Annotated in this window: 12 protein-coding genes and 1 tRNA gene; 3 read left to right on the top strand and 10 right to left on the bottom strand. The window is 72.6% G+C overall.

Translation table 11 applies throughout. From position 1 onward, the window contains the following. Positions 1 to 31: 31 nt before the first annotated feature. Positions 32 to 1,351: a maltokinase N-terminal cap-like domain-containing protein gene (locus DEJ34_RS13330; protein ID WP_110911672.1), complete on the bottom strand. Its 1,320-nt coding sequence runs from the start codon at positions 1,349 to 1,351 to the stop codon at positions 32 to 34. A 137-nt stretch (positions 1,352 to 1,488) separates the two neighbouring features. Here DEJ34_RS13330 and DEJ34_RS13335 point away from each other — a divergent pair, with 137 nt between their 5' ends. After that, positions 1,489 to 3,339: a glycoside hydrolase family 2 protein gene (locus DEJ34_RS13335; RefSeq protein ID WP_110911673.1), complete on the top strand. Its 1,851-nt coding sequence runs from the start codon at positions 1,489 to 1,491 to the stop codon at positions 3,337 to 3,339. Between the two features lie 121 nt (positions 3,340 to 3,460). Here DEJ34_RS13335 and DEJ34_RS13340 read toward each other — a convergent pair whose 3' ends face one another. After that, positions 3,461 to 4,312 (bottom strand): alpha/beta fold hydrolase, encoded by an 852-nt coding sequence (locus tag DEJ34_RS13340; protein ID WP_110911674.1) that lies wholly within the window; start codon positions 4,310 to 4,312, stop codon positions 3,461 to 3,463. A gap of 114 nt (positions 4,313 to 4,426) precedes the next feature. Between DEJ34_RS13340 and DEJ34_RS13345 the strand changes: the two genes are divergently transcribed. Continuing rightward, positions 4,427 to 5,680, top strand: a complete 1,254-nt coding sequence (locus tag DEJ34_RS13345) for a putative hexosyltransferase (protein ID WP_258368361.1) — start codon at positions 4,427 to 4,429, stop codon at positions 5,678 to 5,680. 42 nt (positions 5,681 to 5,722) lie between these two features. On the opposite strand, the gene DEJ34_RS13350 is transcribed toward DEJ34_RS13345, so the two are convergent. The 8 genes from DEJ34_RS13350 to galU all read right to left on the bottom strand — a co-directional run bounded on the left by DEJ34_RS13350 (position 5,723) and on the right by galU (position 12,437). Then, on the bottom strand, positions 5,723 to 6,523 hold the full coding sequence (locus tag DEJ34_RS13350) for a CPBP family intramembrane glutamic endopeptidase (RefSeq protein ID WP_110911675.1): 801 nt from the start codon (positions 6,521 to 6,523) through the stop codon (positions 5,723 to 5,725). Between the two features lie 84 nt (positions 6,524 to 6,607). Continuing rightward, complete coding sequence (locus DEJ34_RS13355) at positions 6,608 to 7,678, bottom strand: amidase domain-containing protein (RefSeq protein ID WP_110911676.1); 1,071 nt, start codon at positions 7,676 to 7,678, stop codon at positions 6,608 to 6,610. A 92-nt stretch (positions 7,679 to 7,770) separates the two neighbouring features. Next, the gene (locus DEJ34_RS13360) at positions 7,771 to 8,193 is read right to left on the bottom strand and encodes a VOC family protein (RefSeq protein WP_110824053.1); all 423 of its coding nucleotides are present in this window, start codon (positions 8,191 to 8,193) and stop codon (positions 7,771 to 7,773) included. 61 nt (positions 8,194 to 8,254) lie between these two features. After that, complete coding sequence (locus DEJ34_RS13365; RefSeq protein ID WP_110911677.1) at positions 8,255 to 9,082, bottom strand: glycoside hydrolase family 25 domain-containing protein; 828 nt, start codon at positions 9,080 to 9,082, stop codon at positions 8,255 to 8,257. Between the two features lie 264 nt (positions 9,083 to 9,346). Next, positions 9,347 to 9,419: transfer RNA gene (locus tag DEJ34_RS13370), tRNA-Ala, on the bottom strand. Positions 9,420 to 9,493: 74 nt separating this feature from the next. After that, a complete protein-coding gene (locus DEJ34_RS13375; RefSeq protein ID WP_110911678.1) occupies positions 9,494 to 10,651 on the bottom strand; it encodes a hypothetical protein in 1,158 nt (385 codons plus the stop codon). A gap of 146 nt (positions 10,652 to 10,797) precedes the next feature. Next, positions 10,798 to 11,457, bottom strand: coding sequence for a GNAT family N-acetyltransferase (locus DEJ34_RS13380; RefSeq protein WP_110824056.1), 660 nt, complete (start codon positions 11,455 to 11,457; stop codon positions 10,798 to 10,800). Positions 11,458 to 11,546: 89 nt separating this feature from the next. Next, positions 11,547 to 12,437 (bottom strand): UTP--glucose-1-phosphate uridylyltransferase GalU, encoded by an 891-nt coding sequence (galU, locus tag DEJ34_RS13385; RefSeq protein WP_110890996.1) that lies wholly within the window; start codon positions 12,435 to 12,437, stop codon positions 11,547 to 11,549. A gap of 104 nt (positions 12,438 to 12,541) precedes the next feature. Between galU and DEJ34_RS13390 the strand changes: the two genes are divergently transcribed. Next, the gene (locus DEJ34_RS13390; RefSeq protein WP_110911679.1) at positions 12,542 to 13,126 is read left to right on the top strand and encodes a 5-formyltetrahydrofolate cyclo-ligase; all 585 of its coding nucleotides are present in this window, start codon (positions 12,542 to 12,544) and stop codon (positions 13,124 to 13,126) included. The last annotated feature ends 1 nt before the right edge of the window (position 13,127 follow it).

Here is a 13,127-nt window from a genome sequence, read left to right on the forward strand (position 1 = left end):
TGTCGCCACGGGCCTCCCGTCCGGTGTGCGGTCAGCCCGCCGAGCGTTCGACCAGTCGGTCCACGGCCGCGACCGGGATCCCGACCCACGTCGGACGGTTGCGCGCCTCGTACACGACCTCGTACACGGCCTTGTCGAGCTCGAACGCGTCGAGCAGTGCCCGGTGCGCGCGCAGGTCGGCACCGCTGCCCCGCGCGTAGCCGTCGAGGAAGGCGTTCCGCGCCTCCTGCGCCCAGTCGCCGGTGTCCACGGGATCGTCGTCGTGTGCGAGCGCACCCGCGACGTAGTCGAACGAGCGCAGCATGCCGGCGACGTCCCGGAGCGCGACGTCCGGACGCGAGCGTTCGGGCATCGGGCGGAGCGGCTCGCCCTCGAAGTCGAGGAACACCCAGCCGCGGGGCTCCGGGGCCGACAGGACCTGCCCGAGGTGCAGGTCACCGTGGATGCGCTGCATGGTCGGCCACGGCACGGACGCCGCACGGTCGTACACGCGGGCGACGGCGGCGGCGTGGTCGGCGACCTGCGGCACCTCGGCCGCGGCGGTCTCGAGTCGGCGGCGCATGGTCGCGACGGCCTCGTCCACCTGCTCCGGGCCGGCGGTCGCGGTCGGCATGGCGTCGGCGAGGACGGTGTGCACCTCGGCGAGGGCCGCACCGAGGCGGTCCGCGGCGCTCGCGAAGGACTCGCCGCCACGGGCCGCGGTCAGGGCCACGCGCCAGGCGTCCTCGAGGCCGGGCAGGAACTCCTGCGCGAAGGCCAGGTGGCCGTGTGCGGTGCCGCCCGGCTGCCCGTCGTCCGGCCACTCCCCGGCGAGCGCGCCGAAGGTCCGGGGCACACGCTCGGACCCGGCCGCCGAGAGCGCCCGCTGCGTGGTCACGTCGGGGTTGGCGCCGTCGTGCAGCACACGGAAGACCTTCGTGATGACCTGGCCGCTCTCCTCGGTCCCGCAGATCACCGAGGTGTTCGACTGCTCGCCGCTGAGGACACGGGCGTCGGTGACGGGGCCGATGTGGTCGCCGTCGGCCTCGATGCGTCCGAGCAACCAGCGTGCGTAGGCGACGTCGTGCGGGCCGTCGTAGACGTGTGCGCCGTCGACCTCGGCCACGAGGGCGTGCGCGAGTTCGGGGACGGGCGTCTGCCGGATCGTGAGCGGCACCTGGTACAGGACCGGTCCGGTCGGGGCGTCGTCGAGCACGTAGAGGGTGCGGATGCGGGCGTCGGCGGTGTCGTCGCTGTCCTCGGCGAGGACGCGGACCCGCGGGGTCCCGCCCTTCGCCGCGTACCAGCGTTGGTCGGCCATCCAGCCGGCGACGGCTGTCTCGAGGGGGTCGGCGTGCACGGCGTCGGTCATGTCGGGGACGGTACCCGTCGCGGCTGCACCGGTCCGGGGGTTCGGCCACTCCGTGCCGTCCGCCCGCCACTCCCGGGCGCTGTCCGGTCTGCCGACACCACCTTTACATCGATGTACCGCACGACCAGCATGGAGCCATGAACGCGTACCCCGGCAACGACGCCGCACCCGCACTCCCCGTCGCGACCCGCCAGGACGGCGAGTACCCGCGGCCGCAGATGATGCGGTCCCACTGGGCGGACCTCGACGGCACCTGGTCGTTCCGGAACACCGGGGACGACCCCTCGTGGCGGGACGGGTTCCCCGACGCCCGGGACATCGTCGTCCCGTTCCCGCCGGAGTCCGCGGCGTCCGGCATCGACGAGCCCGGGTTCCACCCCGTGGTCTGGTACGCGCGGACGATCACCGCCGCCGACCTCGCGGCCGCCGGCCACGGCGCCGACGCCCCGCGCCTCCTCCTGCACTTCGGTGCCGTGGACCACCGCGCACGCGTCTGGGTCGACGGCCGGTTCGTCGGCGACCACGAGGGCGGCCACACCCCGTTCACCCTCGACGTCACCGACGCCCTGACCGGCACCGACACCGGCACCGACGGCGACCACACGCTCGTCGTCCGCGCCGAGGACGACCCGCACGACCTCACCCAGCCCCGCGGCAAGCAGGACTGGCACGAGCAGCCGCACGACATCTGGTACCGCCGGACCACGGGGATCTGGCAGACCGTCTGGCTCGAGGCGGTCCCGACCACGGCCGTCCGGTCCGTCCGGTGGACGAACGTCGACCACGAGACGATGCGGCTCGCCGTCCGGCTGGCGGGCCCGCACCCGGTCGGCACGCGGCTCCGGGTCGAGGCGCACTGGGCGGAGCACGACGAGCACCTCGCCACGGTGGAGGTCGCCGTCCAGCCGAGCGCGCACGAGGTCGACCTCGTCGTGCCGATCGCCCGGCAGGCGAACGGGCAGGCCGAGCAGGAGCTGCAGTGGAGCCCGGACGCACCGCACCTCGTCGACGCGGTGGTGTCCCTGGTGTCCGCCGACGGCGCGCCGCTCGACGCCGTGAGCTCGTACTTCGGCATCCGCACCACCGCGGTCGGCAGCGGCCGGTTCCTGCTCAACGACCGCAGCATCGACGTGCGCAGCGTGCTGAACCAGGGCTACTGGCCGGAGTCGCACCTGACCGCACCGACCCGCCAGGCCCTCCGCCGCGAGGTCGAGCTCATCAAGGAGCTCGGCTTCAACGCGGCGCGGAACCACCAGAAGATCGAGGACCCACGGTTCCTGTACTGGGCCGACCGGCTCGGCCTCATGGTCTGGGGTGAGGCACCCGGTGCGTACGCCTTCTCCCCCACGGCCGTGCAACGCCTGATGCGCGAGTGGATGGACGCGGTGGAGCGGGACGCCTCGCACCCCTCGGTCGTCACCTGGGTGCCGGCGAACGAGAGCTGGGGCGTGCAGCACATCGCCACGGACCCCGCGCAGCAGGCGTACGCGCGTGCCCTCGCTGACGTCACGCGGGCGCTCGACCCGACCCGGCCGGTGATCTCGAACGACGGGTGGGAGCACCCCGACTCGGACATCCTGTCGGTGCACGACTACGAGGGTGACGGAGAGCGGCTCGCCCGCACGTACGCCGACGACACCGCGCGGGCCCGGCTGCTCGCCGGCATCGGTCCGGCGGACCGTCCGATCCTGGTCGGTGGGGCGGTGGACCGCGGCCAGCCGGTGATGCTGACCGAGTTCGGCGGCGTGAACCACCAGCCGGGCGTGCAGCGCGACGACGCCTGGGGGTACACGACCGCGGCGGACGGCGACGACTGGATCGCCAGGATCACCGCCCTCTACGACGCGGTGCGGGCGAGCTCGTTCCTCGCCGGCAGCTGCTGGACCCAGCTCACCGACACGATGCAGGAGACGAACGGTCTGCTCAACGCGGACCGGAGCCCGAAGGAGCCGATCGAGCGGATCCGCCGGGCCGTGCTCGGCCGCTGACCGCGGCGGTCCGCCGAACGGGTGGCGGAACCGACGGGTGGCGCAACGGACGGGAGGCCCGTGACCAGTCGGTCACGGGCCTCCCGTCCGTCTGCCGGCACCGAGGCGCCGACGGACGCGACTACCCCGCGAGGAAGCGGAGCACCGCCTCGTTCCACTCGTCGCGGTGTGACGCGAGCACGCCGTGCGGGCCGCCCTCGATGACGTGCAGCTGCGCGTCCGGGATCGCCTCGGCGGTCCGCTTGCCGGACACCTCGAACGGCACGATGCCGTCGGCGTCGCCGTGGATGACGAGCGTCGGGACGTCGACCTTCGTCAGGTCGTCGCGGAAGTCGGTCGTCGCGAACGCCGCCGTGCAGTCGAGCGTGCCCTTCGGCGAGGCGAGCTCGGCGATCGCGAGGTCGTAGGCGCGCTGGTCCTCGCTCACGAGCGGCTTGTGGGTCAGCGAGACCTTGCCGCCGGCGGTGTAGAACATGTCCACGAACTCGTGCAGGAACGCCGGGCGGTCGCCCGTGATGCCCGTCGCGAACCAGTCGGCGAGGTCCTGGTCGACGCCGCCCTCGGGGTTGTCGTCGGACTTCCACAGGTACGGCGGGACGGCGCTGGCGAAGACGAGCTTCGCGACCTCGCCGGTGCCGTAGGTCGACACGTAGCGGGCGAGCTCGCCGCCGCCCATCGAGAACCCGATGAGCGTGACGTCCGTCAGCCCGAGCTCCGTGATGAGCTTGTCGAGGTCCGCGGCGAACGTGTCGTAGTCGTACCCGTTCCACGGCTGCGAGGACTGACCGAACCCGCGGCGGTCGTAGGCGATGACGCGGTGCCCCGCGGCGACGAGGGCCGGGACCTGGCCCTCCCACGAGCGGCCCGACAGCGGCCAGCCGTGGATGAGGACGACGGGGTCGCCCGTGCCGAAGTCGTCGTAGTGCAGGTCGATGTCGTGCCCGTTCTCGGCTCCGACGGTGATGAACGGCATGCTGCCTCCGTGGTGGTGGTTTCCAGGGAACGACCGCGATGCAACGCCCGGCCTCTGGACGCGACCTGGCCGGTGCGGCGAACGGACAGCGGACCTTCTGCCAGGATCGGGCAGGTGACGGACCCGGCGGCGACGACCCGAGCCTCCCGGCGGGCCCGCGCGGGGCGGACGGTGACGGCCGTCCTGGAGGCCCGCCACAGCGGGTGGACGACTCCCCTCCTCCTGTGGCTGGCCTCGCGCATCGTCAGCACGGTGCTCCTCGGTTCGGTCTACTGGCTCGCGACGGCGAACGGGTGGCACTTCGCCTCGTACCGGCGTGACCCGTCGTTCGCCACCTTCTCGGGCTCGTGGGACGCGTCCTTCTACCGGACCATCGCCGAGCACGGGTACCCGCGCGACCTGCCCACCGACGGCGACGGGCACGTCCTCCCGAACCCGTGGGCGTTCCTGCCGCTGTTCCCCGGCGTCGTCCGGGTCCTCATGGCGCTGACGGGGTCGTCGTTCTGGGTGGCGGGGCTCGTCGTCGCCACCCTGTGCGGTGCCGGGGCGTGCGTGGTCCTGTTCCGCCTCGTCCTCGCGGTCGCGGACGCCCGACGTGCGCGATGGGCGACCGCGTTCTTCGCGTTCGGCGCGACGGGCTTCCTGCTGCAGGTCGCGTACGCCGAGAGCATGTTCCTGGTCCTGCTCTTCGGCGCACTGCTCGCGCTCGTGCGCCGGCGGTACTGGCTGGTCGCCGTCCTCGGTGTGCTCGCGGCGGCCGCCCGCCCGGGGGTCCTGGCGCTCGCGGTCGCCCTCGCCGTGCACCTCGTCGTGCGGGAGGTCGCCGCCCGGCGTGCGGGAGGCGGTCGACCCGGCGGGGAGCCGTTCCGGTGGCGGGATCGTGGGGCGGTCGTCGCCGCAGGGCTCGTCGTCGCGGCGGCGGGGCTCGCGTGGCCGGTGGTCGCGAGCGCGGTGACCGGTCGTCCGGACGCGTACCTCGAGACGGAGTTGTCGTGGTGGGTCGGGTTCGTCGGCCGGCAGCACTTCGCACCGCTGACGCCGTGGTTCCTCATGGCGGGGACGTGGCTCGGGCCCGCGGGCATCGTGCTCGTGGTGCTCGTGCTCGCCGGGGCCGCGTGGTTGTCCTGCCGACGGGGCGTCCGCGCGCTCGGGCCCGACGTCCTCGGCTTCACGGTCGCCTACGTGGCGTACCTGGTGGCGGTGTTCCTGCCGCAGCAGAGCCTGCCCCGCCTGCTCATGCCGGTCGCGCCGCTGCTCGCCGCCGACACGTTCACCGCGACCCGACGACGGGCGACCGGGTGGCTCGTCGTCGGCGTGTGCCTGCAGGCGGTCGCGGTCGTCCTGCTCTGGTTCCTCGGGTTCCCCTGAACCCGGGCACCGACGCCCCACCCCGGATGCGGGCCTCGTGCCTCAGGCGCCGGTGCCGGACCCGCGGCGCGGACCCGGGGTGCGGAGTGCGACCACGAAGCCGATGACGGCTGCCACGGCCACCGCCAGGGTGGCCCCGGCGTTGAGCAGGAACGGCATCCCGTCGACCGTCTGGCTCCGGAAGCCGAGGAACGCGTCGTACAGCACGTGGAGCAACACGGCCCCGAGGAGCGACCCGGTGACCCGACGGGCGAGGTGACAGGCGGAACCGAGCAGGAACGTCGTGAGGACCTGGAACGCGCTGCCGTCCGCGTTGAAGGCGTGTGCCAGGGCGAAGGTCGCGGTGGCGACGAGCCACACCACCCACTCGGACGCGACCCGGCGGAACCCCGCGACGAGGACCCCGCGGAACACGAGCTCCTCGACGAGGGCCACGGCGAGCACGCCGACGAGGAGCGCGCCGAGGTACCCACCGGCATCGGCCCGCAGGGGTGTCGTGAACGCGACGAGCGTCACCGCGGTGAACACGACGAGCACGCCGACACCCCACCACGACCGCGCGCGAGCGGGCTCGGTCAGGACGGACCGCCACCCGCCGAGCGCGGACACCACCACGACGAGGACCACCAGCACGACCCCGTCGCCCAGGGCCTGTCGGAGCAGTCCGACCGTCGAGCCGAGCGGATTGCCGCCGGCCCCGCCGAGCAGCGAACCGACGACGAGCAACAGGACCGGCAGGAGCACGGCGAGCCCCGCGCTGACCACGGCGGCCACGACGTCGGACCGGACGCGGGCGGGGAAGGCCGGACCGCGGTCGGTCTCGCGGAGTGCAGGTGCGGGCACGGGATCCCCTCTCGTCGCGGTACGAGGACACCCGTGATGGTACCGACGCGCCGCACCCTCCGTGCCGTGCGGAGGTTCCGGTCCCTACGCCGCGATGGTGTGGAACCAGGCGGTGCCGCCCGGGTGCTGCACCGTGATCATCTCGTCGAGGTCACGGTACGGCCCGTCCTGGTTGTGGCTCGCCGACTTGATGCGGATCGTGCCGTCGGCCTCGGTGAACACCTCGGACACGATGGTCGTGTGGTCCGGCGAGCCGTTGCCGTTCCAGTCGAACATGACGATGTCGCCGACCGCGACGTGCTGGCGTTCGTCCGAGGTCCGGCGGGTGAGCCCGAACGTGGCCGCGTTCTGGTCGAGCCACGGGTCCATGGCCGGGCAGTAGGTCCACGTCGAGGAGTGATCTGCACCGCCGGCCCGGTTGTACCAGTCGGCGCGCTGCTCCCAGCCGCGGGCCTCGAGCGTCTGGTTGACGTAGTTCGCGCAGTCGCCGCCGATGGGGTTCATCGTCCCGTACTCGGCGGTGTTGTAGTCGGCCCAGTGCCGCATGGCGTACTCGAGCTGGCGATCGACCGCGGTCTGGGCCGCGTAGGCGACGGTCGTGGTGGCGATCGCGGTGCTCGCGTCCGGAGTGGGCGCGGCCGTGGGGGTCGGCGTGCTGGCGGCACCGTCCTGGGTGGCACCGACCTGGCCGTCGTTCGCCTGGCTGCCGTTGCCGTCCGAGGTCCGGTTCGCCGACGGGACCGGTTCCACGGGCTCGGTGAACAGCGCGACGTCGGCCGGCCCGGCGGTGTACATGGCCTGGTGCGGCGCCGTGAACGTGACCTTGCCCGCTCGGGCGACGACGTCCCGTGCGGCGACCCCGCCGACGGTGACGCCCTTGACGACGGCGAGCCCCGACCCGGTGACGGTCACGGTGACGCCGCCGGCGAGGGGCAGCTCCGCCGGCTCGACCGTCGTGGCCGAGGGGCGCGCACTCGCGGCTCCGGTCGACGACGAGCCCGACGACGTCCCGCCGGTCGGTGCCGCGCCGGACGACCCCGGCGTCGACGAGGACCGGCCCCCCGGCCCGTCCGCGGAGCAGGCCGCGGCGACGAGGCCGACGCCGGTGATGCCGGCGAGGGACAGGAGGGTGCGGCGCGTGATCGGAGCAGTCATGACCGGACCAGGCTATGCGACGTCGTCCCGGGATCGGCCGACCGCACCGCCGGGAGCAGCGCGGGGTCAGGCAGCGGGGTCAGGCAGCGGGGTCAGGCAGCGGGAGCGCTGACGTTCACGAGCCAGGTGATCCCGAACCGGTCGGTGACCATGCCGAACTCGTCGCCCCACGGCGCCTGCGTGAGTGGTTCGAGCACCCTCCCGCCGACAGACAGGGCCGCGAAGTACCCGCGCAGGTCCTCGGCGTCGTCAGCGTCACCGGAGACGGACAGCGAGATGTTGTTCGTCTCCGACCGCCCCATCGACGCCGGGGTGTCCGACGCCATGAGCACGTACCCCCGCGTCGTCTCGAGCTGCCCGTGCATGACCTTGTCCGCGTCGGCCGGGTCCCCGTCGGCGCCCATCTCGGCGAAGGTACCGATCCGCAGCTCACCGCCGAACACCGACTGGTAGAACTCGAGCGCCTGTCGGGCGTCGTCCCGGAAGCCGAGGTAGGGGTTCAGTCGCGAGGTCATGATGGGCTCCTTCGTCCGTCGCCTCATCGTGACAGCCGACCCGGAGCCCCGCAAGGACCGATCAGTGGCAGGAGACGTCGCGGTCGATCGTGGTGGAGCCGTACGCGGCCTCGATCTGGGTCATCACGATCGTGCCGCCGGACAGCGGGGTCCCCGAGCAGGCCCGACGTGCCTTCGTGGTCGTGCTCTTGCCGAGGGCGATCCAGTTCGACCGGCCGTACAGGGTGCTCGACGAGCTGACCGACCCGGCGATGGTCTTCCACTGCGACGGCGTCGAGTAGATGCCGATCATCCGGACCCCACCCGCCTTGAGTCCGGCGATCATGCCTTCCATCGCGGCACGGTTCTGCGCCGTGTCCTTCTGGTACGAGAGCCCTTCCTCGACGTCGAGCCACCAGCGGTACGCGGCGGGGCGGCCGATGCCGCGGATCGTCACGTCGTCGTAGCCGCGCGCGTACCCGTACATGAACGAGCACGCGAGGGTAAGCTGCTTCGCACCGCCCTTGGTCGAGCACCGACCGAACCGGTTCGTCGGCGCGGTGCCCTTGTAGGTGTTCGACTTCGGCCAGACCGACGCCTGCAGGCCGGGGTTGGCGAACAGGACGTAGAGCTGGGTCTTCGGCTGGGTCGATCCGCCGACGGAGCCCGCGGCCCAGGCCAGCTGCTCGGCCAGGCACGGGTTCGTCGTGTTGCCGAGCGATCCGTTCACCCCGACGATGCCGAAGGCCTGTCCGGTCGGGACCGTCTTCCCGCACTGCGGCCACGAGATGTCCACTCCGGTCGGGGTGACGGCGGCGGAGGCCGCGGCGGTCGGGCCTGCGACGGCGACACCTGCTGCGATGACGACGGCGGTGACGACGGTGGCGACGAGACGACGCACGCGGTTCATGCTTCTCCCCCTGAATGTGTCCGAGCGGGCGACGTGCCCGATCGGACGACGTGCCCGATCGGGCGGCGTGCCCGAGCGGACGACGGTGCTCGGTCGGGCGACGGTGCCTGGCCGAGTGGCGGCTCCCCTCGGGACCACCTGTTGTGGCGCTCGGGGAGTCTAGGGGCCGAGCACCCGGCACCGACACCCCCCGTTGCGGGCTGTGGACGGCCGGCAACGAGAACGGCCCGGAACCAATCGGTTCCGGGCCGTCGTGCTTCTCGGTGGAGCTAAGGGGATTCGAACCCCTGACCTTCTCATTGCGAACGAGACGCGCTACCAACTGCGCCATAGCCCCGAGTGCTCGACAACGATAGCACCGGGTCGCGGCGATCCGGTAATCGGGCCGCGGCGGTCGGGCGTGCCGTCCGGTCAGACCGCTCGACGGCGTCGCATGATCGCGTCGAGGTCCGTCTGTCCGTACGCGTCGTCGCCGATCACGCCCATCCCGGCCCAGCGGCTCGGGGCGGCTGGGATGCCGGGGACGTCGACCTCGTCGGTCGCGGAGGCAGCCGGACCGGGCGCAACCGGACCGGGCGCAGCCGACGCACCGGGCGCGGGCGCACTCCGGGGAGCGGGCGACCCGGCGGTCGCGGCACGGAGCCCGAGCCGCTCCGCGAGCCGCCCCTGGTCGTGCGAGGACAGCGCCGCGGCGGCCTCCTCGACGTCGGCACGCATCCGCGACACCCGTGCGAGCGACGGGTCGGCCGCTGCGGCTCGGACGGCAGCGGCTTCTGCCTCCGCCTCGGCCTTCGCCTGGGCCACGCGGTCACGCAGCCGGGCGGCGAGTTCGGCCGACGACTCCGGGGACGGATCGGGTCGGGTCGGCGTCTGCACGTACAGCGGCTTCGGGATCGGCCCCGGCGTCCAGGTGCGGTCCGCGGGCGCGGCCGTCGGCTGGTCGGTGGAGAGCGGCGGCGCGGGATCGGTCCACGCGGTCGTCGGCCGGGAGGCCCGGGTCTGCTCCGCCGCACCGGCCGCGGCCCGTCGACGGCGCGCGGTCGCGACCTGGTGCAGCTGTGCGAGCACGGCCGCGGAACCACCGGCCGCGACGAGTCCGGCCACCGCGAGCAGCCAGGCGCCGGGGGCGACGACGAGCACGACCACCGCGAGCACGAGCCCGAGCGTGCCGAGCGTCGTGGCACCGAGGCGTGAGCGACGCATGCGCATCGCGGTCAGGGCGGGCACCGAGGACGCCTTCTCGAGCACGGGCGCCTGGGCGGCGAGGCGACGGGTGATCTCCCGCTGCCGTGCGGCCTCGTGGGCGCGGACGATCGCGGCACGCTTCGCCTCCTCGGACCGGGCGACGCGCTGCGCCTCGGCGAGGGACTTCGCGTTCAGTTCGACGCGCACCTCGTCCGGCAGCTCGGCGGTCTGCGCCAGGATGCGGAGGGTCTGCTGCAGTCGGATCGCGTTCCGCTCGGTGGCGAGGTACTCACGACGGGCCGCCCACGCGGGCATCAGGTACACGACCCAGAGCACGGCCGCCACGAGCAGCACGACGCCGCCGCCCCAGGTCCCGATTCCCATGGGGGCAACGGTAGGGGGAGCGCGCCGCCCGGACGCCCATTGCCGGGAGCGTGTCGAGCGAGTCGTGACGGATCCGTCGGCGGCGCGGCGGGCCTCCCGGCCGCGCCGGGGTCACCGGGACGCGACGCGACCCGTCCCGTGGGTCGTCAGCCGCGCGGCGAGACGGGCAGCGGCACGCCCGCCTCGTCCCAGGCCTCCTGCGGCACGCGGCCGGCACCGTGCGGCACCTGCCCACGGACCCAGCGGTCGAGGACGCCCTCGCGGATCTCCTCCGCGACGAGGCCGAAGCAGAAGTGGTCCCGCCAGTCGCCGTTGATGTGGATGTAGCGGCGGCGCAGGCCCTCGTACCGGAACCCGAGCTTCTCCACGACGCGGAGGCTCGGGGCGTTCTCGGGACGGATGCAGATCTCGAGACGGTGGATGCCGACGGAGCGGAAGCAGTGGTCGGTCGCGAGCGCGACCGCGGTCGGCGTCACGTTGTGGCCGGCGGCGTCCTGCACCACCCAGTACCCGATGGAGGCGCTCGCGAGCGACCCGTACGTGATGCCGGAGACGTTCAGCTGGCCCACGAAGCGTCCGTCCAGTTCCATCGCGAACGGGAGGCCCAACCCGGCACGGGCGTTGGCCTGCAGCGCGCGGATGCTCCCCTTGACGTCGGCGGACGCGAACCCGGAGGGGTTCGTCGCCTCCCACGTGCGGAGCCACGAGCGGTTGCCGGCCAACGCCAGGTCGAGCTCACGGGCGTCGCGGATCCGGAGGGGGCGGATGGTGACCCGCCCGTGGGTGAGGGTCGGGATCGTCGTCATCGCTTCTGGTTCCTCCGGGGTCCCGCGCTCGGCGGGACGGGTGTCCCGCACGGGGCCGGGGTCACCGGACCCGTGCGGGATGGGTCGACTCATTCGCCCGCGTTGAACTCCTTGAGCCAGGACTTGAGGTCCGGGCCGAGGTCCTCGCGGTCCGAGGCGAGCTGCACGATCGCCTTGATGTAGTCGAGTTTGTCACCGGTGTCGTAGCGGCGTCCACGGAAGACGACGCCGTACACGCCACCTGTCCATTCCTCGGCGCTCGCCATCTTCATGAGCGCGTCGGTGAGCTGGATCTCGCCGCCCTTGCCGGGCTCCTGCTTCTCGAGGACGTCGAAGACCTCGGGGCGGATGACGTAGCGGCCGATGATCGCCAGGTTCGACGGGGCCTCACCCTGGGCCGGCTTCTCGACCAGGCCGGTGATCTTCACGACGTCGTCGGTGTCGGTCTCCTCGACGGTCGCGATGCCGTAGAGGTGCGTCTGCGACGCCGGGACCTCGAGCAGGGCGACGACCGTGGCCTTCTTCTCGCCCTGGACCTCGATCATGCGCTTGAGCAGCGGGTCGCGGGCGTCGATGATGTCGTCACCGAGGAGCACGGCGAACGGCTCGCGGCCGACGTGCATCTTCGCGCGGAGCACGGCGTGACCGAGGCCGAGCGGGTCACCCTGACGCACGTAGTGCATGTCGGCCAGGTCCGTGGACTGGTTGACCTTCTGCAGCTTCTCGTGGTCGCCCTTCTTCTTGAGGGTCTCCTCGAGCTCCGACACGTGGTCGAAGTGGTTCTCGAGCGCGTTCTTGTTGCGCCCGGTGATCATCAGCACGTCGGTGAGTCCGGCGTCGACCGCCTCCTCCACCACGTACTGGATGGCCGGCTTGTCGACGACGGGGAGCATCTCCTTCGGCATCGCCTTGGTCGCGGGGAGGAAGCGCGTGCCCAGCCCTGCGGCGGGGATCACTGCCTTCGAAATCTGGAAGCCCATGGACAAGACCGTATCCGAAACGCATTTCGCGGGCATGTCAACTGATAGGAGGACAGGCAGATCAGCGGGAAGCCGCAGCACCGGCGCTCGCTACACTCTTCGCCATGACCGCCGATCTCGGGAACGAGAAGCGCGCCCTCCGAGCCGACCTCCGGCAGCGGCGACGCAGCCGGACCTCGACCGTCCGCGACGCCGACTCCCTCGCCCTGACCGCCACGCTGCAGCGCTTCGTCGAGGAACGCCAGATCACCTCGGTCGCGCTCTACCTGTCGGCGCCCGACGAACCCGACGTCCGTCCATTCCTCGACTGGGCGTTCGAGCGGGGCATCCGGGTGCTCCTGCCGATCACCCGCGAGGACGGGTTGCTCGACTGGGCGGTCGGCGACGGGTCCTCGGAGCGCGAGGGACCGTTCGGCATGCCGGAAGTCGTCGGCGAGGTGCTCTCCCCCCTGGCGATCAACGACGTCGACGTGATCATCACGCCGGCCGCCGCCGTGGGGCACGACGGCGTCCGGATGGGCTGGGGACGCGGGTACTACGACAAGACCCTCGGGTCCATGGCCAACCGCCCGCCCGTCTATGCTGTGGTGTTCGACACGGAGTACCTCGACGAGGTCCCGCGCGAACCCCACGACGAACCCGTCGACGGCATCATCACGCCGTCGCGCATCATCACGTTCCGGAGCTGAC

It is taken from the genome of Curtobacterium sp. MCPF17_050 (assembly GCF_003224435.2).
GTDB lineage: Bacteria > Actinomycetota > Actinomycetes > Actinomycetales > Microbacteriaceae > Curtobacterium.

Coding starts and splice junctions, on each gene's coding strand:
- DEJ34_RS13330 (WP_110911672.1), bottom strand. CDS start 1,351: ATGACCGACGCCGTGCACGCCGACCCCCTCGAGACAGCCGTCGCCGGC.
- DEJ34_RS13335 (WP_110911673.1), top strand. CDS start 1,489: ATGAACGCGTACCCCGGCAACGACGCCGCACCCGCACTCCCCGTCGCG.
- DEJ34_RS13340 (WP_110911674.1), bottom strand. CDS start 4,312: ATGCCGTTCATCACCGTCGGAGCCGAGAACGGGCACGACATCGACCTG.
- DEJ34_RS13355 (WP_110911676.1), bottom strand. CDS start 7,678: ATGACTGCTCCGATCACGCGCCGCACCCTCCTGTCCCTCGCCGGCATC.
- DEJ34_RS13360 (WP_110824053.1), bottom strand. CDS start 8,193: ATGACCTCGCGACTGAACCCCTACCTCGGCTTCCGGGACGACGCCCGA.
- DEJ34_RS13365 (WP_110911677.1), bottom strand. CDS start 9,082: ATGAACCGCGTGCGTCGTCTCGTCGCCACCGTCGTCACCGCCGTCGTC.
- DEJ34_RS13375 (WP_110911678.1), bottom strand. CDS start 10,651: ATGGGAATCGGGACCTGGGGCGGCGGCGTCGTGCTGCTCGTGGCGGCC.
- DEJ34_RS13380 (WP_110824056.1), bottom strand. CDS start 11,457: ATGACGACGATCCCGACCCTCACCCACGGGCGGGTCACCATCCGCCCC.
- galU (WP_110890996.1), bottom strand. CDS start 12,437: ATGGGCTTCCAGATTTCGAAGGCAGTGATCCCCGCCGCAGGGCTGGGC.
- DEJ34_RS13390 (WP_110911679.1), top strand. CDS start 12,542: ATGACCGCCGATCTCGGGAACGAGAAGCGCGCCCTCCGAGCCGACCTC.